At 32.2% G+C, this 22952-nt stretch carries 25 protein-coding genes; 15 read left to right on the forward strand and 10 right to left on the reverse strand.

Annotation, left to right across the window (positions count from 1 at the left end):
• Positions 1-75 precede the first annotated feature (75 nt).
• Positions 76-672 (reverse strand): Crp/Fnr family transcriptional regulator, encoded by a 597-nt coding sequence (locus tag GSY47_RS03645; RefSeq protein WP_179003137.1) that lies wholly within the window; start codon positions 670-672, stop codon positions 76-78.
• Between the two features lie 94 nt (positions 673-766).
• Here GSY47_RS03645 and GSY47_RS03650 point away from each other — a divergent pair, with 94 nt between their 5' ends.
• The 9 genes from GSY47_RS03650 (at position 767) to GSY47_RS03690 (ending at position 11893) form a co-directional block, all read left to right on the forward strand.
• Positions 767-1495 (forward strand): phosphoglycerol geranylgeranyltransferase, encoded by a 729-nt coding sequence (locus GSY47_RS03650; protein WP_179003136.1) that lies wholly within the window; start codon positions 767-769, stop codon positions 1493-1495.
• A 31-nt stretch (positions 1496-1526) separates the two neighbouring features.
• Entirely contained in the window at positions 1527-2150 is a 624-nt protein-coding gene (pnuC, locus tag GSY47_RS03655; RefSeq protein WP_179003135.1) for a nicotinamide riboside transporter PnuC, read from the forward strand.
• On the forward strand, positions 2111-4225 hold the full coding sequence (locus GSY47_RS03660) for a DUF4301 family protein (RefSeq protein ID WP_179003134.1): 2115 nt from the start codon (positions 2111-2113) through the stop codon (positions 4223-4225). Before pnuC ends, GSY47_RS03660 begins: the two co-directional genes overlap by 40 nt.
• A gap of 1 nt (position 4226) precedes the next feature.
• Positions 4227-4631, forward strand: a complete 405-nt coding sequence (arfB, locus tag GSY47_RS03665) for an alternative ribosome rescue aminoacyl-tRNA hydrolase ArfB (RefSeq protein WP_179003133.1) — start codon at positions 4227-4229, stop codon at positions 4629-4631.
• 281 nt (positions 4632-4912) lie between these two features.
• Complete coding sequence (locus GSY47_RS03670; protein ID WP_179003132.1) at positions 4913-7075, forward strand: TonB-dependent receptor; 2163 nt, start codon at positions 4913-4915, stop codon at positions 7073-7075.
• 256 nt (positions 7076-7331) lie between these two features.
• Positions 7332-7631 carry a hypothetical protein gene (locus tag GSY47_RS03675; protein ID WP_179003131.1) on the forward strand — a complete coding sequence of 100 codons (300 nt, stop codon included), beginning with the start codon at positions 7332-7334 and terminating at the stop codon, positions 7629-7631.
• A 65-nt stretch (positions 7632-7696) separates the two neighbouring features.
• Complete coding sequence (locus tag GSY47_RS03680) at positions 7697-8398, forward strand: GLPGLI family protein (protein ID WP_179003130.1); 702 nt, start codon at positions 7697-7699, stop codon at positions 8396-8398.
• An 85-nt stretch (positions 8399-8483) separates the two neighbouring features.
• Positions 8484-9224: a GLPGLI family protein gene (locus tag GSY47_RS03685; protein ID WP_219071105.1), complete on the forward strand. Its 741-nt coding sequence runs from the start codon at positions 8484-8486 to the stop codon at positions 9222-9224.
• Positions 9224-11893, forward strand: coding sequence for a TonB-dependent receptor (locus GSY47_RS03690; RefSeq protein WP_179003128.1), 2670 nt, complete (start codon positions 9224-9226; stop codon positions 11891-11893). The genes GSY47_RS03685 and GSY47_RS03690 overlap by 1 nt, the downstream gene beginning before the upstream one ends.
• Positions 11894-11896: 3 nt before the next feature.
• On the opposite strand, the gene GSY47_RS03695 is transcribed toward GSY47_RS03690, so the two are convergent.
• Positions 11897-12313 carry a Rieske (2Fe-2S) protein gene (locus tag GSY47_RS03695; protein WP_179003127.1) on the reverse strand — a complete coding sequence of 139 codons (417 nt, stop codon included), beginning with the start codon at positions 12311-12313 and terminating at the stop codon, positions 11897-11899.
• A gap of 156 nt (positions 12314-12469) precedes the next feature.
• Between GSY47_RS03695 and greA the strand changes: the two genes are divergently transcribed.
• Together greA and GSY47_RS03705 are read left to right on the forward strand one after the other, a co-directional pair.
• Positions 12470-12946 carry a transcription elongation factor GreA gene (gene greA / locus GSY47_RS03700; RefSeq protein ID WP_179003126.1) on the forward strand — a complete coding sequence of 159 codons (477 nt, stop codon included), beginning with the start codon at positions 12470-12472 and terminating at the stop codon, positions 12944-12946.
• Positions 12947-12974: 28 nt separating this feature from the next.
• A complete protein-coding gene (locus GSY47_RS03705; RefSeq protein ID WP_179003125.1) occupies positions 12975-13364 on the forward strand; it encodes an HIT family protein in 390 nt (129 codons plus the stop codon).
• A gap of 52 nt (positions 13365-13416) precedes the next feature.
• Here the strand turns inward: GSY47_RS03705 and GSY47_RS03710 are convergent, their stop codons facing one another.
• Positions 13417-14568, reverse strand: coding sequence for a sensor histidine kinase (locus tag GSY47_RS03710; protein ID WP_179003124.1), 1152 nt, complete (start codon positions 14566-14568; stop codon positions 13417-13419).
• A 159-nt stretch (positions 14569-14727) separates the two neighbouring features.
• Here GSY47_RS03710 and GSY47_RS03715 point away from each other — a divergent pair, with 159 nt between their 5' ends.
• The 4 genes from GSY47_RS03715 to GSY47_RS03730 all read left to right on the forward strand — a co-directional run bounded on the left by GSY47_RS03715 (position 14728) and on the right by GSY47_RS03730 (position 17706).
• Entirely contained in the window at positions 14728-15603 is an 876-nt protein-coding gene (locus GSY47_RS03715) for a flavin reductase family protein (protein ID WP_179003123.1), read from the forward strand.
• A 33-nt stretch (positions 15604-15636) separates the two neighbouring features.
• A complete protein-coding gene (locus tag GSY47_RS03720) occupies positions 15637-16008 on the forward strand; it encodes a DUF3127 domain-containing protein (protein WP_091493548.1) in 372 nt (123 codons plus the stop codon).
• Between the two features lie 263 nt (positions 16009-16271).
• On the forward strand, positions 16272-16910 hold the full coding sequence (aat, locus tag GSY47_RS03725) for a leucyl/phenylalanyl-tRNA--protein transferase (protein ID WP_179003122.1): 639 nt from the start codon (positions 16272-16274) through the stop codon (positions 16908-16910).
• Between the two features lies 1 nt (position 16911).
• Complete coding sequence (locus tag GSY47_RS03730) at positions 16912-17706, forward strand: MOSC domain-containing protein (RefSeq protein ID WP_179003121.1); 795 nt, start codon at positions 16912-16914, stop codon at positions 17704-17706.
• Here GSY47_RS03730 and GSY47_RS03735 read toward each other — a convergent pair.
• From GSY47_RS03735 to GSY47_RS03765, 7 genes are all read right to left on the reverse strand, one after another.
• Positions 17703-18413 carry a HesA/MoeB/ThiF family protein gene (locus GSY47_RS03735; protein WP_179003120.1) on the reverse strand — a complete coding sequence of 237 codons (711 nt, stop codon included), beginning with the start codon at positions 18411-18413 and terminating at the stop codon, positions 17703-17705. The genes GSY47_RS03730 and GSY47_RS03735 overlap by 4 nt on opposite strands.
• 75 nt (positions 18414-18488) lie before the next feature.
• On the reverse strand, positions 18489-19601 hold the full coding sequence (gene thiH / locus GSY47_RS03740; protein WP_179003119.1) for a 2-iminoacetate synthase ThiH: 1113 nt from the start codon (positions 19599-19601) through the stop codon (positions 18489-18491).
• Between the two features lie 79 nt (positions 19602-19680).
• Positions 19681-20058 (reverse strand): GxxExxY protein, encoded by a 378-nt coding sequence (locus tag GSY47_RS03745; RefSeq protein ID WP_179003118.1) that lies wholly within the window; start codon positions 20056-20058, stop codon positions 19681-19683.
• Between the two features lie 143 nt (positions 20059-20201).
• Positions 20202-20978, reverse strand: coding sequence for a thiazole synthase (locus GSY47_RS03750; RefSeq protein WP_317197895.1), 777 nt, complete (start codon positions 20976-20978; stop codon positions 20202-20204).
• Positions 20959-21597: a thiamine phosphate synthase gene (locus GSY47_RS03755; RefSeq protein WP_179003117.1), complete on the reverse strand. Its 639-nt coding sequence runs from the start codon at positions 21595-21597 to the stop codon at positions 20959-20961. Before GSY47_RS03755 ends, GSY47_RS03750 begins: the two co-directional genes overlap by 20 nt.
• Positions 21590-22342 (reverse strand): hydroxymethylpyrimidine/phosphomethylpyrimidine kinase, encoded by a 753-nt coding sequence (locus GSY47_RS03760; protein WP_179003116.1) that lies wholly within the window; start codon positions 22340-22342, stop codon positions 21590-21592. The genes GSY47_RS03755 and GSY47_RS03760 overlap by 8 nt, the downstream gene beginning before the upstream one ends.
• Positions 22300-22923, reverse strand: coding sequence for a thiamine phosphate synthase (locus GSY47_RS03765; protein ID WP_179003115.1), 624 nt, complete (start codon positions 22921-22923; stop codon positions 22300-22302). The genes GSY47_RS03760 and GSY47_RS03765 overlap by 43 nt, the downstream gene beginning before the upstream one ends.
• Between the last annotated feature and the right edge of the window lie 29 nt (positions 22924-22952).

A 22952-nucleotide genomic window follows, 5' to 3' on the forward strand; every position in this document is an offset into this window, starting at 1 on the left:
CAGATTTTTATATGACAAAGATACGCCCATATTACAACTGCATTTTATGATTAAAATCATAAAACGAGAACTTTTTTATCTGTATACTTTTCGATTAATGATCTTTAATTCGCCTTTTTTTTCCAAAGCTTTTATGGCTCTAATTACCGTTTCTACACGTAAACCAGTTAAATCTCCAATTTGCTGTCTGGTAAAATTAATCAGATAACCATTTTTGTCTTTTTGAAAGTTGAAATAAGCAATTCCGTGATCGATTAATTTTAAAACACGATGTTCTGGTTCGTGTGTTGAAATTTCTGCTGCCATAACCGATTTGTAATACAATCTTTGCGCAAGATTTTCGATTATTTTGATGCTGATAGCTGGATTTTCTTCCAGCAGTTTTATAAAACTTGATTTTGACAGTAAAAGAATCTGACTGTCTTCGACGGCAATTGAATTGGCTGGATATTTTTGGTTTAAGAATAAAGGCGGTTCTCCAAAAGATTGTTCTTTATAAAAGATTCCCTGAATAAATTCGCGTCCGTCATCATTGTAATTGCACATTTTAATTTCGCCCGAAATAATTTGGTAATAATGTGTCGGCAGACTTCCCTCTTCAAAAATAATATCATTTTTTTGGAAAGATTTTTTTACTGCACCATATTTCTCCAATAATTCAACTGCAATCATAACGGTTTTCTTTTATTGTTAACAGAGAGATTACAAATATAATTCATTCAAAATAGTTCTTCTGCACTAAAAAACTTTTACTTTTACACCCAATATGCAAGAACAAACAATAACTATTCGGCAACAGATTTTAGAAGCAAAAGGCAACGGACAAAAGTTGCTTGCAGTGCTTTTGGATCCCGATAAAATTCTATTGGAGAATGTGGCTCATTTAATTCAGAAAATTAATGAGTCGCCGGCTACTCATATTTTTGTTGGAGGTAGTATTGTTCAGAATAATATTCTAGAGGAACTGATTTTGATATTAAAACAAAAAACAACTTTACCTGTTGTTTTATTTCCTGGCGATCCTTCGCAGATTTCACCAAAAGCCGACGCAATTTTGTTTTTGTCCTTATTATCTGGTCGAAATCCGGATTATTTAATAGAATATCAGGTTCAGGCAGCACCAATCTTAAAAAGAACAAATTTAGAAGTCATTTCTACAGGTTATATTTTGATTGAGAGCGGTAACGAAACAGCTGTTGCGCGTGTAAGTAAAACAAAACCGTTAAGCCGTGAAAACCTTGATTTGGTTCTGGCTACTGCACAGGCAGGACAAATGTTAGGAAACCAATTGATTTATTTAGAAGCAGGAAGCGGTGCAAAACAGCCAGTTCCATTAGAAATGATTAAATTGATTTCTCAAAATATAGAAATTCCTATTATTGTAGGAGGAGGAATTGCAGATTTGAAGGGAATTCAAAAAGCATATAATGCAGGTGCAGATTTAGTTGTAATTGGTACAGCTTTTGAAAACAATAGTCATTTTTTCGATTTATAGATAAAATTTAAACGCCTTTAAATACCACAAAATGATCGACTTTTTTTTAGATAGTTATAAAAATGCTCCTTTATGGCATATTGCTTTGGAGTTTTTAGTATTTGTTTTTGGAATTTTAAGTGTTTGGTTTGCTAAAAAAGAAAACATTTGGGTTTATCCAACAGGTTTGATAGCTACAGTAATTTCGGTTTATCTGCTTTATATTGCAGGTTATATCGGAGATATGATAATCAATGCTTATTTTTCGATTATGAGCATCTACGGCTGGTATGTTTGGGCAAAAGGAGGAACAGTCGAAGATAACCTGCCGATTACTCGTACAACTTTTAATGAAAAAATAATTGGAATCTTACTGTTTATTGTAACCGTTTTTGTAGTTTTCGGAATTTATAAATATTTTGATTACGAAATTCATCCAGACAATTATGTCGATATGATTTCGTCTGGAATATTTTTCGCAGGAATGTGGTATATGGCCAGAAAGAAAATAGAAAACTGGACACTTTGGATTATTGGTGATATTATTGTTGTACCTCTCTATGCTTATCGTGGTTTAGGGATGCTGTCACTTCAGTATATAATTTTTACAATTTTGGCTATTTCAGCTTATTTAGAATGGAGAAAGATCTTAGACAGCAAAAAACAACTATCATAAAAATTGCTTTGTTTGGCCCTGAAAGTACAGGGAAAACAACTTTAGCAAAACAGCTTGCAGATTACTACGAAACCAAATGGGTTCCTGAATTTGCACGCGACTATCTACAAGAGAAATGGGAAGAAAATAAGCATATCTGTGTTGCCGATGACATGATGCCTATTGCTTATGGGCAGACTGCACTAGAAAATGAAAAGCTTCAAACAGCAAATAAATACTTGTTCTGCGATACCAATTTAATGGTAACCAAAGTTTTTTCTGAAATGTATTATGGTTTTTGTGATCCGCTTTTAAATGAAGCAGCATTAAAGCATGAATACGATTTGTTTTTCCTGACAGATATTGATGTGCCTTGGGAAAAAGATGATATTCGAGATACTCCAGAAGGAAGAGAAACTGTTTTTTCAGTTTTTAAACAAACATTAATAGATACCAAAAAGCCTTTTATTACACTTTCAGGAGATAAAGAATGCCGTTTGAAAAAAGCAGTTTCGATTATAAATGATTTAGCTCTAGCGAAAGAAAATGGTTTTTCTTCGGAAGATTTTGTTCAGATATATAATAGAGGAATTTCTTTTGATACTATCTTGCAACAATTAAAAAATTTCGAAAAAGGAATTGCAAAAAGCAATCTAATTCGACCTGCAACGATCAATGATGGAATTTTAAGTTTGTCTCAAAATGAGTTTCAAGAAAAAGCGCTTTTTTTTGATAATCAAAAAGATCAATTTAAGATTAAGAAGTTTGTTCCTGCGTCTGGTGCGGCTACAAGAATGTATAAGTTTTTGACTGCTTTTCTAAATGATTTTGATATTACCAAAGAAACCATAAATGCTTATATCAACAGGAAAAATGATAAAGAACTTGCCATTTTTATTGTTGGGATGGAGAAGTTTCCTTTTTTTAAAACTGTAGACAAAAAGCTTAGAGAAATTTATCCTGATTTTGAAAGTTTAGAAAGAGATTATAAAAACTATTACTTTATAAAACTATTATTATCTCCAGAGCATTTTAATTCAGCCAATAAGCCGAAAGCGGTTTTGCCTTTCCATTTGTATAAAACCCATATTGCAAATCCGATAGAGGAACATTTGAACGAATGTGTGCATTATGCATCTTCGAAAAATGTATCTCATTTGCATTTTACAGTTTCTGAAATACATCAGGATTTGTTTGAAAAAGCAGTTCTTGAGGTTAAGGATAAGATTGAAAAACCTGCCGGAATTGATATCAATATTGGGTATTCGTATCAAAATAAAAGCACAGATTCGATTACGATCGATACAAACAATAAGCTTGTAAAAGATAAAAATGGAAATTTAATTTTTAGGCCTGGCGGACATGGTGCTTTGATTGAAAACTTAAATAATTTGGATGCTGATATTATTTTTATTAAAAATATAGATAATGTAATTCAAAATCATATCGAAGAAACTACATTGTATAAAAAAGCTTTAGCTGGTGTTTTAATTGAAATACAGCAAAAGGTTTTTTCTTGTTTAAATGCTATTGATGATAATGAAATCAGCGAAAATCAATTAGAAGAGATTCTTCTTTTTCTAAAGGAAAAGCTAAGCATTGAAATGAATGATGATTTTAATAAGTTTACTTTTGAAAATAAAATCACTAAAATAAAATCACTGTTGGATAGACCAATTCGTGTTTGCGGAATGGTTAAAAATGAAGGAGAACCAGGTGGAGGACCTTTTTGGGTAATTAATGATAGGGGAGCTTCTTCTCTTCAAATTGTAGAAACTTCTCAAGTTGATTTAAGCAATAAAAAACAGCTTGCAGTTTTGGAAGCTGCAACACATTTTAACCCAGTTGATTTAGTTTGCGGAACTAAAAATTATAAAAACGAAAAATTTGATTTATTACATTTTGTTGATCAAAATGCGGGATTTATAGTAGAGAAAAGTGTTGATGGTAAAACCGTAAGAAGTTATGAATTACCAGGCTTATGGAATGGATCAATGGCAAATTGGCTGACTGTTTTCGTTGCGGTTCCTTTGATTACTTTTAACCCAGTAAAAACGGTAAATGATTTATTGAAAGCAGCACATCAGCCACAATAAAATGGATACAGAAAAAATCACATCAGAATTAAATTTTAAAGCCGTTCGAAGCAGTGGAGCGGGAGGGCAAAACGTAAATAAAGTTTCGTCTAAAGTCGTTTTGAGTTTTGAGTTGAATGCTTCCCAAGCTTTATCTGAAGAAGAGAAATTACTTTTACAGACTAATATAGGTGCTCGTTTAACTACAGAAAACATCCTGATTTTAAACTGCGACGAAGACCGAAGCCAGCTTAAAAATAAAGAAATTGTTATCAAGAGATTCCTAGAAATTATCAAAAAAGGATTGTATGTTCCGAAAGTTAGAAAAGCTACAAAAGTTCCAAAATCTGTAATTAAGAAAAGAATTAAAGACAAGAAAAATATTTCTGATTTAAAACAGTCTCGAAGAAAACCTAACTTAGATTAAATCCCAATCATATAAATTCCAAATTCCGAAGAATGTACATAATATGTTTTTTGGAATTTGGAATTTCTTTTTTGGAGTTTTAAAATTTTTAACATTACCTTTGCACTGTCTCAAAGGGGTGCTCTAAATAACGAGCTGAGATCATACCCAAAGAACCTGAGCGAGTAATGTTGCTAAGGGAAAAACGACACTATCGAGCGTGCACACTTTATTTTGTCGGGAAACACATTTATTAATTTAACAAAAGAATAATTCCCCCTTTTATTCGTAATTCTTTACGAATGAAAACTTATTTTAAAGGTACTAAGGTACTAAGAAACAAAGGTTCTAAGGTTGGAAACCGTAGTAGAACCAAATCTATTTTCTTTGCTCTATTCTCTATTTTCTTTACTCTAATTTCTTCTGCACAACAGCAAGATTCAACTAAAGTAAATCAACTTGATGATGTTTTGGTTTCTGCGGTTCGTGTTACGACAAAAACTCCGGTTACATTTAGTAATATGGATAAAAAAGAAATCAAGTATCGAAATCTCGGCCAGGATATTCCAGTTTTAATGAATTATCTGCCATCTGTAGTAACAACTACTGATGCTGGAGGCGGAATTGGTTATACCGGAATTAGAGTGCGTGGTAGTGATGCTACAAGAGTAAACGTTACCATAAACGGAATTCCGTACAATGATGCGGAAAGTCAGGGAACTTTTTGGGTAAATATGCCTGATTTTGCTTCTTCTGTAGAAAGTCTTCAGTTACAACGCGGAGTAGGAACTTCTACAAATGGTTCTGGAGCTTTTGGTGCGAGTTTAAATATGCTTACAGATAGTTATGCAACTAAAGCTACAGGAGAAATCTCAAGTTCTTTCGGAAGTTTCAATTCCAACAAAAACACTGTAAAATTCAGTACGGGATTAATGAATGATCATTTTGAATTGGCAGGACGTTTGTCTACAATTAAATCGGATGGTTATGTAGATCGTGCTAGTTCCGATTTAAAATCGTATTTCCTTCAGGGAACTTATGTTGGAAAAACGACTTTGATTAAAGCTTTGGTTTTTGGAGGAACTCAGAAAACATATCAATCTTGGAATGGAATTGATGCTGAAACTTTAAATGAAAATAGAAGATATAATTCAGCTGGAGAATATACAGACGAGTTTGGAAATACTCGTTATTATGATAACGAGACTGATAATTATAATCAAGATCATTATCAATTGCATTGGAGCGAATCGATTTCCGATAAATGGAGTACAAACTTTGCTCTTCATTATACTAAAGGGAAAGGTTATTTTGAGAATTATAAACCAGATGCACTTATGGCTGAGTATAATTTGGCGCCAGCAGGAGATGTTTCGGAAACCGATTTAATTCGTCAAAAATGGTTAGATAATGATTTTTATGGAACTACTTTTTCAGCCAAATATAAAGATGAAAAACTGGACATGATTCTTGGCGGAGGCTGGAATAAATACGAAGGAGATCATTACGGAAAAGTAATTTGGGCTCGAAATGCTTCAACTTCAGAATTAGGAGATCATTATTATGATGATTTCTCTACTAAAACTGACGGAAATATTTTTGCAAAAGCGAATTATCAATTCACAGAAAAATTAAGTTTCTACGGAGATTTACAATACAGAAGAGTTCGTTACCAAGCTAATAGTGCAGAAACAGGTTTGGTTGATGATACTTTTAATTTCTTTAATCCAAAAGCAGGTTTAAACTATGCTTTCAATGAAAAAAACACGCTTTATTTCTCTTATGCTCGTGCGAACCGCGAACCAAACAGAACAGATTACGAAGGTGGAAATGTAAAACCGGAAAAGCTAAATGATTTGGAGTTAGGATGGAGATTCAATTCAGAGAAATTTCAATTGAATTCGAATGTATATTTTATGGGGTACAAAGATCAGTTAATTCTAACAGGAAGATTGGACGATGTTGGAAACCCAATTCGTTCTAATACTGATAAAAGTTATCGTTTAGGTTTGGAAGTTGATGCTACAATAGCACTTTCAGAAAAATTTACATTAAGACCAAACTTTACTTTAAGCAGCAACAAAAATGTAGATTTAGCTGTTGACGGTGAATATTACGGAACAACTAAGATCGCTTATTCTCCGGAAGTAATTGCAGGAAACGTTATTGTATATAAACCAATTGAAAGACTATACATTTCATTGTTACAGAAATATGTTGGAGAACAATATATGAATAACATCGAATTACCTTCGGCTAAACTGGCAGATTACTTTGTAAACGATTTGAATGTTTCTTATGAAATAAGACCTAATGCTATTTTCAAATCAATTACCATTACCGGAATGGTAAATAACATATTAGATAAAAAATATGTTTCAAACGGAGCAATGTGGGATATTTATCCATACTATTATCCACAGGCTGGAATTAATTTCTTAGCTGGATTGACGTTGAAGTTTTAAAGAGTCAAAATTCTCCAAAAAGCCCGAAGGTGTTATTTACACTTTCGGGCTTTTTTGTTTAATACTTGTCATAATTAGTTCAGATTTTTAAAATCTAAAAAATGATAGTAACGATTAAAAGCATTTATATTATTTAACATAATACCTTGTTAATTAAATGTTAAAAATAGGTTTTTTCTTATTTTAGTTAAATTAATTTTAGATGTTTGAATTGGTTAACCAATAACGAAATTATAAATTTTAAACCATTTTAATTATGAAAAAATTAATTTTTACTGCTTTTGCAGTGGTAATGTTAGGGGCAGTATCGAAAGCTAATACTGTAAAGGAAACACAGAATAATATTGAAGTATTATCATATACAGATTGTAATTCTTGGGCAATTGATTGGTGTGAGCGAACAATTGGTTGGAATAATACAAATCCAGTGACTTCACATAATTATTATAGACAAGTCGTAGAGTTTTGTGAAGGATTACAGATTCAATATATAGAAGCTGTAGACAGTGACTTTATAGAAATTGAAGGCGGTAGAATAGAAGCTATACAGCCTTAGTATTTATTAAATTTCAATAATAGAGGGCTTTGAGTTAATAAAGCCCTCTAGTTTTTTTTAGTGTTATGAAAAAAAAAATCGTAATTATCATTTGTCTTAGCTGTTTAAATTTGCATAGCCAGATTTCTTCGGGAAAGGTTATATACAATGTCCTGACACAAGATATTGAGTCAAATTTGAAGGATCCTAAATCTCTTTTATTGGATAAGTTGATAGTAGAAAATGCCAGAAAACAATCTTTTATTTTAGAATTCAATAAAAACAAATCAAGTTTTACAAAAATAGAAAAATTAGCACAACCTTCTCATAAAGAAAAACTTGTTGAAAGTATAGCTTCGGGTTTTCTGACAACTCCTAATAACTACTTTTTAGATCAAAATGCAGAAAATTATTTGTTACAAACGGATGAAGGAATTCTAATTCAAAAACCTTTCAAATCTTTAAATTGGGAAATTCTCAAAGAAAGCAAGATGGTCGATGATTATCTATGTTATAAAGCAACTTGTAATAAAGTAATTATAAATATGAAAGGAGAAGAAAAAAACATTTCAGTAATAGCTTGGTTTGCACCAAGTTTGCCTTACAGTTATGGTCCTAAGGAATTTTACGGATTACCAGGTCTCATTTTAGAGTTAGAAGAAGGAAAAACTACCTTTTTTGCCTCTGAAGTATTTATTATTGATTTGAAAAAAGAAATAGAGTTTCCTAAGGGAAAAACAATTACTGAAGAAGAATATCGCAAAGGTGTATTAGCACAACAATATTAAAAATGAAGTTTTTTGTAGAAGTTGTCAAACCTATTCATGAAAATGTAAGTCAAAGTATTTGCTTGATTTTAAATAAAAATTATCAATGAAATTAATTTTAAAAAACAACTTTTTTTTTGTCCTTCTTTTATTTAGCAACATTATATATTCACAAGCAGAATCAGTAACCAAAGTTCTTTACAAACTAGTGCCATACGCAATTCCTTCTGATAGAGGACTGACAAGAGAGCAAAAGGAGGGCATCGTTAAGGAAAATTTTGCAAGAGATAAAGTAGAATGCGAACTTACTTTTACAAAAAACAAAAGTGTGTTTAGTTTGATAGAAAAGCCACTACTAAATAGGGATTTTGATTATTTAAGAGAAGCCGTATTAGTGAGTGATAAATATTATAATGATGTGGTAAACCAAAAGAAAACACGTTTTGAAGAATTAGGAGGGGAAAATTTGAATATAATTCTTCCTTATCATCAATACAATTGGGAAATTACCTCTGAAACAAAAAAAATAAATGATTATACCTGCTATAAAGCAATCTGTAGATGGAATGATTTTAATATGAGAAGAAACTCAACAGATGTGTTTAGTGCTGAAGCTTGGTTTACTCCGCAAATACCTTCATCTTTTGGACCATTAGGATTAGACGGTTTGCCTGGATTGGTTTTAGAGGCAAATTATGGAGCATCAGGAATCCATTTTTATATTGTTAAGATTGAATTTAATGTTGAGAATCCTAAAGTAAAATTTGATCCGCCAGCGGTTCAGTATATTACTGAGGAAGAACATCAAAAAAGATTAGCAAAAGAATATGAAAACATGGGGAGATAATGATAAAATTATTTAGGATATTGTTTTTCGTTACTACTATTACTTTCTCTCAAACCAAAACTCTTATTGGAGTAGTTTCCGATGAAACATCAAAACCTTTAGAATCTGCAAATGTAATTGCTAAACCTTTACAGGAAAAAGCAAGTTTAAAATTTGCTATTGCAGATAACAAAGGACGTTACAGATTAGAGCTTGAAAAAGAAGTGAAATATGAAATCACAGTTTCGTATATTGGGTATGTTGAAGAGGTTTTTATTTTGGAGCCATCCTCTGATATAGTAACACATGATTTTCATCTCAAAGCAACTGGAGAAAACCTGAAGGAAATAGTGATCAAACACGAGTTCAAACCTATTGTAGTTAAAAAAGACACTCTGGTTTTTGATGTTAATAGTTTTGCGAATGGAAACGAACGCAAGATGAAAGAAGTTCTTGAAAAACTGCCCGGTGTTGAGGTCGATAAAAATGGCGGAGTCACGGTACAAGGCAAAAAAGTAACCAAAATGCTGGTAGAAGGAAAATCATTTTTTGGCGGCGGTTCTAAATTGGCTGTAGAAAATATTCCTGCAGATGCTTTGGATAAAATTGAAGTTATAGATCATTTTAATGAAGTAGGTTTTATGAAGCAGGTTTCAGACAGTGATGATCTGGCTATGAATGTTAAACTTAAAGAAGAAAAAAAGAAATTTGTTTTTGGAGATGTAGAAGCTGGAGCAGAGGTAGGAACAGGCGACAACGGTTTTTATCTGGCACATACAGCTTTGTTTTATTACAGTCCAAAAACAAATGTGAGTTTTATAGGCGATGCCAATAGTATTGGTAAAAGTACTTTTACATTTGATGATTTAATGCGGTTTGGAGGTGGAGTAAGTAGTTTCCTATCAGGCAGGAAATCACTGTCTAATTTGTCTTCTTTTTCTAATGACAATACCGATGTTTTGAAAAACAAATCACAATTTGGTGCCTTTAATATAAGTCATGATATTTCTGATAAGCTTTCTATTTCGGGTTTTGGAATATTTTCTAAAGTTTTAATGGCTTCAAGAATTGAAAATAATATTGAATATTTAAACAACACTGCTGTAGCATTTGAGAATAAAGACAGAAATGCAAAAAATAATGCTATACTTGGTATTGGAAATGTAAAGCTTGATTATTCGCCATCTAATAAAGAAAAATGGTATTATAACGGACAATATCAATCAAGTACAAATGATTTAATAAGTACCTTAAATTCAGTTACAAATTTAGGGTCTTCCATTTTTGAAACCATAAACAAAGCCGACAATATTTCTGTAAAACAGTATATTGAATGGCATAAAAGTTATAATCAAAATCATACTACGACTTTTGTTGTTAATCAGGCATATAATAAAACTACACCAATCAACAACTGGTTTACAGATCAACCTTTTCTGCAAGGTTTGATTCCCTTGAAAAAAGACGAAACTTATACCATTAATCAGATCAAAAAATCTGATGTAAATAGTATTGATGCGCTTTTTAAACATTACTGGATTATAAATAATTCAAATCATTTATATACTAATATTGGTAATAATTACGAATCATCAACTTTTCAAACAGCAGAAAAACAAATTCTAACAGATGGTTCTGTAAATGACTTTGCATTATCAGGTTTTGGTAATGACATTAAATACCAATTGAATGATGTTTATGTAGGTTTGGAATATAAATTCAGAATAGGAAAATGGGTTAATAAGCCGGGTTTGTATTTACACAGGTATGATCTGAATACGATTCAAAATAATAGTGATTATTCTGTTGTAAAAACACTTGTCCAGCCACAATGGAACAGTGAGTATGAATTTAATAATTCTGAGGCCATTAATTTTACGTATAAATTAGATAATAAATTTCCGGTAGCCAATCAATTGGCAGATAGATATACATTACAATACTATAATTCAGTTTATAAGGGAAATGCATTATTGGAAAATGAAAAATACCATTCAGCTAGTTTCTTTTATTCAAAAATGAATTCATATCGTGGAATTACTTGGAATGGAATGCTGAATTATTCTAAAAAAACAAAAGTTATTCGCAATGAAGTAGAATTGGATGGGATAAACCAGTTTAATACTCCAATTTTGACTGATAATCCTGAAATGGATATTGGTTTTAATGGTTCTTTTTCTAAACGTATTTATCGATTCAATCTTAAATTGAATACAAGATTAGCTTGGTTTGAATATTCACAAACGATAAATGACATTGTAACGATAAACAACAGAGACAGCCAGAATATTGGTTTAGTTTTTAAAACAGCCTATAAAAAATGGCCAGTTCTTAGTGTTGGTTACAATAAAGGTTTTAGCAGTTTTTCAGGTTTGACCAAGTCACATTTTCAAACAGATGCGATTAGTTCCTCATTTGAAATTACAGTTCTTAAGTTTTGGACTTATAAATTCAATTATGATTATCTAAAAAATATATATAGTAAAAACCAATCTAACTTTTATGATATGTTAGATACATCATTATTCTATCAGAAAAAAAATAACCCTTTTGGTTTTCAGCTGAGTGTAAATAACCTGCTTGATGTTAAAAAGAAATACAGCAACAAGTTCTCTGATTATATGATTAGTGAGCAGTCAACTTACATTTTGCCAAGAGCTATTATGTTTTCGGTGTCTTATAAATTGTAGTTTTTAATTATACACATGAACCACAGTCCCAGAAGATTCCACACGATATTGTTTCATCGGGTATTCTTTTCCTCCAAGTCCGGTAAATAAGTTATATTGAGCTTTATCACAAGAACATACAGCATAAATTCCATCAATTGTCATGGCGGTGCAGGAAGTTAGTGCCTGATTTGGACATGCCGCATCAAAAGCGGTGTAAGTTCCTTCTCCGGTTTTCATTACAATAATTCCTTTTGCACCGTAATTGGCAACATAAACAGGACTACTTGGATATAATAATTTATTATAAGTAGGCAGATTGGTATCCAAATACGCATTAATAGAATAATTCGGAATATACGGATTGTTATTGCTTCTGTTATTGTCACTGCAAGAGAATAAAACAGTGGAAAGTGCGATAAAGAACCAGATTTTTTTCATTATTTGAATAAGAATTAGTGAAACAAAAATAATTTATTTAGATTTGAAATCTATATGATTAACATATAATTATGTACTATTAAAAATTATAGTATATTTGTGGTAAGAAAATCCCGTCGCGATGGGATTTTTTGTATTTATATAAACGATGAAGTTATGAGTAAAGTATCTTATTATACAGCAGAAGGACTAAAAAAGTTAAAAGATGAATTGGAGCACTTAAAAAGTGTAATGCGTCCAAAGGCATCTCAAGATATTGCAGACGCAAGAGATAAAGGTGATTTGTCTGAGAATGCGGAATATGATGCAGCAAAAGAAGCACAAGGTTTATTAGAAATGAGAATTTCTAAACTGGAAGAAGTATATGCAAATGCAAGACTAATCGATGAGTCTCAATTGGACGTTTCTAAAGTTTTGGTTTTATCTAATGTAAAAATCAAAAACCAAAGCAACGGAATGGAGATGAAATATACGCTTGTAGCAGAAAGTGAAGCCGATTTAAAAACAGGTAAAATCTCTGTAACATCTCCTATTGGTAAAGGTTTACTAGGAAAATCTGTTGGAGAAGTAGCAGAAATTACAGTTCCAAACGGAACTTTAAAATTTGAGATTCTTGAAATTACAAGAGACTAACTTTAGTTGAAACGATTAAACAAAAACAATGAGTTCAATATTCACTAAAATAGTAAACGGAGAAATTCCAGCTTACAAAATTGCTGAAGATGATAATTATTTGGCTTTTTTAGATGTAAACCCAAATGCTAAAGGACATACGCTTTGTATTCCGAAACAAGAAATCGATAAGATTTTTGATATGGACGAAGAGTTGTATTTAGGTTTAATGAAATTCTCTAAAAAGATTGCAGCTGCCTTAGAAAAAACGGTTCCATGCAAAAGAGTAGGTGTGGCTGTGGTTGGACTTGAAGTGCCTCACGCACACGTACATTTGATTCCTTTAAATGAAATGGATGAAATGCGTTTTATCAATAAAGTATCACTTACTAAAGAAGAATTTGAAGATTTAGCAAAAGATATTCAATCGAATTTATAAGGTTTCGACCGCTGGCTCGCCTGACAATAAATTTAAAGTGCAGTAAATATATTTACTGCACTTTTTTATTTAATGAAATTTGAAAAGTAGTTCCTTTTCCAATTTCAGAACTCAAAACTTTAATTTTTCCATTATGGTATTCTTCCACAATTCTTTTAGTTAAAGAAAGACCAAGCCCCCAACCACGTTTTTTGGTGGTAAAACCGGGTTCGAAAATCGTTTTGAATTGTTTTTTCAAAATTCCCGTTCCGGAATCTTTTATATTGATTTTAATAGTAAAAGCATCCTGTTCAATTTGAAGATCAAGAGTTCCTTTTCCTTTCATGGCATCAATGGCATTTTTGACTAGATTTTCGATAGTCCAACTGTGCAATGTTGGATTTATCATAACATAAATAGGTTCTTGCGGTGCTTTAAATGAAAATGCAACCTGTTTAGAAAAACGAGATTGAAGATATTCATAAGTATTTTTTGTTTCCTCAATAATATTGCGGGATTCCAAAACAGGAATCGAACCAATTTTAGAAAAACGATCTGTAATGGTTTGCAGGCGTTCGATATCTTTTTCAATTTCAAGACTAATAGACGGATCGATATCTTCCGTTTTTAATATTTCAACCCAACCTATTAAAGAAGATAAAGGTGTCCCAATTTGATGCGCTGTTTCTTTTGCCATTCCCGCCCAAAGTTTATTTTGCGTTGCCATTTTGGTGCTTTTGTAAAAATTATAAATCAAGGCAACACACAAAACAATAATCAGAAATAAGGCAATGGGATAATATTTGAGTTTATTGAGTAATCCTGAATTTCCGTAATACAGAGTCTGATATTTACCCGGAGCATATTCAAAAGTGATAGGTTCATTTTCATTTCTTAATTTATTTAAATATGAATTTCTTTTTTTCTTGTTTTTAAGAATTTCATCCGGAACATTAGTAGCACTTACTACCTTGTCAAATAATATTACTACAGCAGGAATAGAAGTATTATTATTGATAATCTGAAGTGGCAATTCAACATCAGTATTTTCGTTTGCATTCAAAATTGTAATCTGCGCATTTACGAACAGCTTCATTTTTAAGCGTTCCTCATTTTTGAAAATTTGGAAGAAAGTATAAGTGTTCCAAAGGATTAGAGAAATGATTAAAAAGCAGATAGAAATAATAATCCAGCGTGTTGTATTGGTTCTTTCAGAAAAAGACATATCCATTTTTTTGTGGTATAAATATAACGAAATATACCTATTCTATATTTTGCTGAAGCCGAAAGTTTTTTTGTTTTATCTGCAAAACTATTTTTCATAATTAAACGATTTCAATACTTTTGCAGGTACCAAAATGAGATTTGGTTTAAATCAAAAAGTATGATCAGCATTAATCCAAAAGAGATACCAACGGCTAAATTACAAGGTTATCTGCAGAGTTCGATAGGGCCTAGACCAATTGCTTTTGCGAGTACAATCAGCGAAAAAGGAATTCCGAATTTGTCGCCGTTTAGCTTCTTCAATGTGTTTAGTGCCAATCCGCCGATTTTGGTTTTTTCGCCATCAAGACGCGTTCGAGATAATACCATAAAACATACTTTAATTAATGCCGAAGCAACCCGCGAAGTAGTAATTAATGTGGTAAATTTTGATTTAGTACAGCAGACTTCTCTGGCAAGTACAGAATATGGAGATGGAGTAAATGAATTTATAAAAGCTGGATTAACACAGATTCCTTCAGATTTAGTAAAACCTTATCGAGTAAAAGAATCTCCAGTTCAATTTGAATGTAAAGTAACGCAGATTATTCCGTTAGGAGAAGAAGGAGGAGCTGGAAATTTGATTTTATGTGAAGTAGTGAAGATTCACATTCACGAATCAATTTTGGATGAGAATGGAGCAATCGATCAGCATAAGATTGATTTGGTTTCGCGATTAGGAAATAACTGGTATTCAAGATCAAATCAAGGCCTTTTTGAAGTGGCAAAACCCTTGACAACACTGGGAGTAGGAGTAGATGCAATACCAGATTTTGTAAAAGAAAGTCCTGTTTTTGACGGGAATGATTTAGGTAAACTTGGAAACATCGAAGCCTTGCCTACAAAAGAAGAAGTTAGTATATTTGTGAAAGAAAATTTTGCTGTCAAAGGAGTTTTAAGCTCAGATGACCAGAAAAAAGTGCACTTAGAAGCTAAAAAGTATTTGGACAAAGCAGATGTAGAATCTGCTTGGAAAGTGCTTTTAGCCAAAAAATAAAAGAAATAGAAACAATAATTAATATAGACGAAGATGGAAGTTACAGGAAAAGTAAAAGTGGTTAACCCAGAGCAGCAAGTTAGTGCCTCATTCAAAAAAAGAGAATTAGTTGTTACTACTGAGGAGCAGTATCCACAACATATTTTAATCGAATTTACACAAGACAAATGCGATTTATTGAGTAGCTATAAACAAGGAGAGGCAGTAAAAGTTTCTATCAATTTAAGAGGAAGAGAATGGGTTAATCCACAAGGAGAAACTAGATATTTCAATAGTATTCAAGGTTGGAGAATCGAAAGATTAGCAGACGCTGCGCCTACACAAGCACCGCCAATGCCAACAGCAGAAACTTTTGCTCCAGCAACAAATGTAAGTGACGACGAACCAGACGATTTACCGTTCTAAAAAGGTTTAAATTCCAATATTATAAATTCCAAATTCCAATTCATATAACTGAATTTGGAATTTGGAATTTTGTTTTTGAGCTTTTTACAGAAATAAGAAGTTGCGGATTATTTGTCATTTCGACTGAAAGGAGAAATCACACAAGTAATTCCACAAACTAAATCGACAATCTTTGGTGAGTCTCGAGTGTGATTTATCCTCCGTAGAAATGAGAAGATTGTGAAAGTTGAAATTTGGAATTTTAAAATTGAATATTTTAAAAGATGTATTTTTTATTTGATAATTTATATTTCCCTCCAGTCACAGAAGCTGATGAAGAAGGCATATTGGCAGTGGGCGGTGATTTAAGTCCCGAACGATTAAAACTTGCTTATAAAAGAGGTATTTTTCCTTGGTTTAATGAGGGAGAATCCATTCTTTGGTGGGCTCCAGATCCGCGTATGGTTTTGTTTCTAGATGAACTGAATGTTTCCAAAAGCATGCGCAACATTTTGAACCGCAATGTTTTTACTGTTACCTTTAATACTCGTTTTAGGGAAGTAATTTTAAACTGCCAGCAGATATTAAGAGATGGCCAGGATGGGACATGGATTTCAGATGAAATAGTCGAATCCTACTGTGAACTTCATAATCAAGGAATTGCAAAATCGGTTGAGGTTTGGCAGGATGAGGTTTTGGTAGGAGGTTTGTACGGTATTGATCTGGGCCATATTTTTTGCGGTGAAAGTATGTTTTCTAAAGTGTCCAATGCTTCGAAAGTGGGTTTTATATCTTTAGTAAATCATCTAAGAAAAGAAAACTATAAATTACTGGATTGCCAGGTTTATAACCCTCATTTGGACAGTTTAGGCTGTCGTGAAATTGACCGTGAAGAGTTTATGTCTATTTTAAACAGTAAATAAGATGGGAACAATTCATATTGTGACAGAGATTTATATTTATCCAATTAAAAGCCTTGCCGGAATCAGTCTCTCTTCTGCAAAAGCGGAAGAAATGGGATTTGAAAACGACCGCAGATGGATGTTGATTGATGCTGAAAATCAAATGCTGACACAAAGAGAACATCGTATCATGAGTCAGTTTTATCCACAGATTTCAGATGGAAAAATCAATATTACTTTTGAAGGTCAAAAACATGAATTTTCTATTGATGAACATTTCGGAAATACTTTAAAAGTGAATGTTTGGGATGATCAAAGCGAAGTGGTTGAGGTAAATCAGGAAACATCAAAATGGTTCAGCCAGCATTTAGGTTTTGAATGTAAATTGGTCAAAATACTTAAAAACGGAGCCCGTAAACATGAAAGCTCTAGATTACAAGAAACATTCAACGTAAGTTTGGCAGATGGTTATCCTTATTTATTGATTGGAACAGAAAGCCTTGATTTTTTAAATGAGAAACTAGAGGAGAAAATCACCATTAAAAGATTTCGTCCCAACATTGTCGTAAGCACAAAAAAAGCTCATGAAGAAGATGATTTTACAACTTTTAAAATAGGAGAAGTTCAGTTTAAAAACATAAAACCTTGCGGAAGATGCGTTATGGTCAATAACGATCCAGAAAACGGACGTTTAAAAAAAGAACCCTTAAAAACGTTGAGTAAATACAGAAATGTAGATAATTCAGTTTTATTTGGAACCAATATTGTGAGTTTAAACACAGGAAATATTTCAGTTGGAGACACACTCGTTTTTTAGAAATTCAGTTTTGTAAAGTTCCAGTTTAGCGTATTAAAAATTACCAGTTCATTCTTTAAAGTTGGTAAATTTAGAATCAATTTCAGCGTTTCATGCGCCATCATATTGCCAATAATTCCCGGTAAAGTTCCCAGAACTCCATTCAAATTACAATTCGGAACATCTTTTGGATCAGGTATTTCAGGGAATAAATCACGAAGGTTTTTGCTTCCGTTATGATTAAAAACAGCAATCTGACCTTCAAATTTTAAAATACTTCCATAGATTAAAGGTTTTCCAAGTTTCACACAAGTATCATTTACCAAATAACGCGTTGTGAAATTGTCTGAACCATCGACAATTATATCAAATTGCTCAATAATTTGCGAGGCATTTTCAGCTGTTAGTTTCTCATTTATAGAAACAGCTTCAATTAACGGATTCAGTCTTGAAACTACTTCTCTGGCAACAATCGATTTTTGTTTTCCGATTTCATTTTCGGTATATAAAATTTGTCTATGAAGATTATGAATCTCAATCGTATCAAAATCCATAATTCCGATAAAACCAACTCCAGCCGTTGCAATGTATTGTAAAATTGGACAGCCCAAACCGCCAGCGCCAATTACTAAAACTCGGGCTTTTTTTAATTTTTCCTGACCTTCGTCGCCAATTTCAGGCAGTATAGTTTGTCTGTTATAACGAAGGAATTCTTGTATAATGCTCACTTTTGATTTTAGATTTTAGATTTTAGATTGTTGATTTTAGATTTTTGGAATTTGGAATTTAATTTTTTGGAATTTTTAAGCAAAACTCTTGTCCCAATCTTTCCAAACTGGTTCGTAACCTTTGTTTTTTATGATTTTTGAAATTTCTTCTGCCGAACGTTCATCACTGATTTCGAATTGCTCCAAAGATTGAGGATCGACGACATAACCGCCCGGATTTGTTTTAGAACCGGCGCTCATACTTGTAACTCCAATTGGAATAATATTGTTTCTGAATTTTTCATTTTCTCTTGTTGAAATTGATATCTCTAAGTCTTCATTCCACAAACGATACGCACAAATCAATTGCGTCAAATCTTTATCATCCATAATAAAATTGGGTTCGATAATTCCTTCAGCAGGACGCAAGCGAGGAAACGAAACAGAATATTTCGTCTGCCAATATTTTTTCTGAAGATAATCTAAATGCAAAGCATTAAAAAAGCTGTCCGTTCTCCAGTCTTCCAAACCTAACAAAACACCTAAGCCAATTTTATGAATTCCAGCAGTTCCAATGCGATCTGGAGTTTCAAGTCTATAATCAAAATTTGATTTTTTGCCTTTCGTGTGATATTTTTTGTAAACTTCCTGATGATACGTTTCCTGATAAACTAAAACGGAGTAAACTCCAGCATCATGCAAACGTTCGTAATCTTCTGTATAAAGTGGCTGCACTTCAACAGAAATAATTGAAAATTCTTTTCTAATTAAATTAATTGCATTCAGGAAATAATTAATGTTTACGGTATAGTTTGCTTCGCCAGTAACCAATAAAACATGATCAAAACCTGTGTTTTTTAACGCTTCGACTTCTAGTTTTATTTCTGAATCAGTTAATGTTTTTCGCTTGATTTTATTGTCTAAGCTGAAACCGCAATAAGTGCAAATATTTTGGCATTCGTTGCTCAAATATAATGGAGCGTACATTTGAATGGTTTTCCCAAAACGTTTCTTGGTAATTTCATGGCATTTCTGTGCCATTTGTTCTAAATAATTTTGGGCGACAGGAGAGATTAATATCAAAAAATCATCGAGATTGTATTTGGTTTTAGCCAAAGTTCGTTCGACATCTTTTGATGTGGTTTGGTATATTCTGGATTGAATATCATCCCAATTATATTGCTCAAAAATAGATTTAAATGTGTTCATAGTTTGATTTTGTTTCACGCAGATTTTGCAGATTTAAGCAGATTAAAAGTGATTTTTATTTATTGACATTCTTCATTTTCTATATTTTATTGGCAATTCTTTTGATGTCATTTAAAATATTAAGAGTATTAAAGTTTACCAGTAATCCTAATTTCTTATTAGAAAGTCTAAGATAAGTTGCTATTTGTTTGAAATGTATTGGTGATAATTCTTCGACAGATTTTAATTCGATAATTACTTTATCTTCAACTAATATATCAAGTCTAAAAGCTGTGTCAAGTATTATTTCTTCATAATTAATACTAATTTCTATCTGTCTTTTAACTTTTAGATCTAATTTTTCCAATTCATAAAATAAAGCGCTTTCATAAACAGACTCAAATAATCCTGGTCCTAAATTATTATATACTTTAAAAATTGCTCCACGTATTAAATATGATAATTCATTTTTATTCATTATTCTTTAATTTAAATTCGACTTAAAAATAAAGAATTTTCTTTCTTTTTCATAAGCGGTCTTTATGAGAATTTCACAGATAAAGAGAATATTAATCTTTATTAAATCTGCCTAAATCTGCAAAATCTGCGTGGAAAAAAAAATTATTCAAATAAAAAAGCAGTCAAAGGACTAGAAGCCGAAGCATAATTCTGCTGATTAGCAATTCGAGCTTCAAAAGCTTTTCTTCCTGCCATAACAGCTTCTTTGAATGCTTCAGCCATTAATTTTGGATTTCCGGCAACGGCAATTGCGGTGTTTACCAAAACAGCATCGGCACCAATTTCCATGGCTTTTGCAGCATCAGATGGAGCGCCAATTCCAGCGTCAACAATAACAGGAATATTGCTTTGTTCAATTATTATTTCTAAGAAATCTATCGTTTTTAAACCCTTGTTGCTTCCAATAGGCGAACCCAAAGGCATTACTGCTGAAGTTCCAACATTCTCTAAATGTTTGCATAAAACAGGATCAGCGTGAATGTACGGAAGAACTATAAAGCCAAGTTTAGCTAATTCTTCTGTTGCTTTTAAAGTCTCAATCGGATCCGGCATTAAGTATTTTGGATCAGGATGAATTTCCAGTTTTACCCAGTTTGTTTCTAATGCTTCACGAGCCAATTGTGCTGCGAAAACGGCTTCTTTGGCATTTCGCGCTCCCGAAGTATTAGGAAGCAAATTAATATTAGGATGTTTTAAATGAGACAAAATAGCATCAGTATCCGTTTCCAAATCAATGCGTTTAAGTGCAACTGTAACCAATTCACTTTCTGATGCTAAAATGGCACCCTCCATTTCTTCATTCGATCCAAATTTTCCCGTTCCTAAAAACAAACGGGATTTGAAGCTTTTATCTCCAATATTAAACAATGACGTTTGCATATAATTTTTCGTTTAATTGTTGAATTAATATTTTCTTTTCCAGACTTTCTGTGATGATTCCAGAAACTGCAATTCCATGAATCCCTGTTTCCATTAACGGATTTACATCTCGCAGCGTAATACCTCCGATAGCATAAACCGGAATTTCAATTTTATTCTTTTTCATTTTCTGAAGAATATCAAAATAGCCCGATAATCCTAAAATTGGACTTAATTTTTCTTTTGTGGCAGTAAAACGAAAAGGTCCTAAACCAATATAATCACAACCATTTTGAACATGATTATGAATGTCTTCAACAGTATTAGCAGTGCCACCTATGATTTTTGTTGAGCCTAAAATGGCTCGTGCTTCGTCAATTTTTGTGTCGGTTAGGCCTAAGTGAACTCCGTCTGCAGCAATTCTTTTGGCAAGATGTAAATCATCATTTACAATAAAAGTTGCCAAATATTCTTCACATAAAAGTTTTACTGCTTCTGCTAAAGTGAAAGTATCTTGCGCAGTTTGGTTTTTAAATCGCATTTGAACCCAATTGCATCCAGCATCAAGAGCTTGATGAATGTTGTACAGTTGTGTTTCGATGGTTTCGCCTTGCGAAATATATTGCAGTTTGCTATACATAATGATATCCGATTAAGGTTGATGTTGAACTCAGGTATTTTTCGATATAGGTTTTGGCATTTTTACAAGCCATTTCTAAAGTCTGATTTAAAGCTAAATTGGAAGCTATTGCTGAAGAAAGCACACAGCCTGAACCATGTTTTTCAGTACAATCTTTTTCCGAAGCAAACAAGTCGATGATTTTATTTTTTAAAAACAATTGATCTTTCCCAACTTCATTTAAATTATGACCGCCTTTTAAAAGAATTGCAGTGGAAGTTTCATTTTCAATCCAAAGATGATCTTTTATAAAACCAGGAAGTAATTTTTCAATTTCTATATAATTTGGCGTAATTAAATCAATTTTTGAAAGGATTTTGTTTAAATCTAAGCGATCTTCAATGCTTAAAAATTCGAATTCTGTTGTCGATTTCAAAACAGGATCCCAAACAATTTGTGTTGTTGGAGACAGCAGTTTTATAGTCGAAAGAATTCGGTTTAAATAATGCAAAGAAGGAACAACCCCAATTTTTACGGCATTGATTTTATAACTTAAAAAAAGCGTTTCCATAGAACGAATTACAAAACTCAGATTTGTCCACTGTATTTCGTGAAATTTATTTTCGGTCTGAATAGTATTGGCAGTCGCAATGGCAAAACCAGTAACTTTATGCTGTTCAAATGTTTTGATGTCAGCCAAAATCCCAGCACCACCGGACGGATCTAAACCTGCGATTGTAAGTACGAATGGACGATTTTCTGACATAATTTAAATTGTTTTACAGGATTTTCATTGTTCCAAATTGTTCCTAAAAGTGCAACATCATCAAAACCTCCTTCAAGCGTTTCTTGAATATTTTCAGGATCAATTCCGCCTAAAGCGATTACTTTTGTTTTATAATTTGTTCTTGATTTTAATGCTTCAAAAAGATCTGTTTTTGGCAGATAATTTTCTTTTGAAATACTTTGAAAAACAGGACTTAGAAATGCATAATCAAAATCGTTTTCTAAGGAATTAAAATCTTCTATTGAATGTGTTGATGTTGAAATTGATTCGCATTTATACCTACAAGGTTTTGTAAACCTTGCAGGAAAGACTGAATTGTTTTTTCTTTCTTTTTCGGAAAAATGAAATCGGTTAATTCCAAAATCTTCTGCCAGTTTATGATGATTGTGCAAGACAAGTTGCTCTCTAAATTCCAATTTTATCTGATGAATAAACTGTGCCATTTCCAATTCAGAAAAATCAGGTTTCCGAATATGGAGCAAAGACAATCCTTCTTCAAACAAAGAATGAATTGTCTTGATTTCGTTTACAACAGCAAAAGGATCTGAAATTAAAACCATATCTTTTTTCTATATTCTTTCCTATATTC

This window comes from Flavobacterium quisquiliarum (genome assembly GCF_019308285.1).
In the GTDB taxonomy this organism is placed as follows: Bacteria; Bacteroidota; Bacteroidia; order Flavobacteriales; family Flavobacteriaceae; genus Flavobacterium; species Flavobacterium quisquiliarum.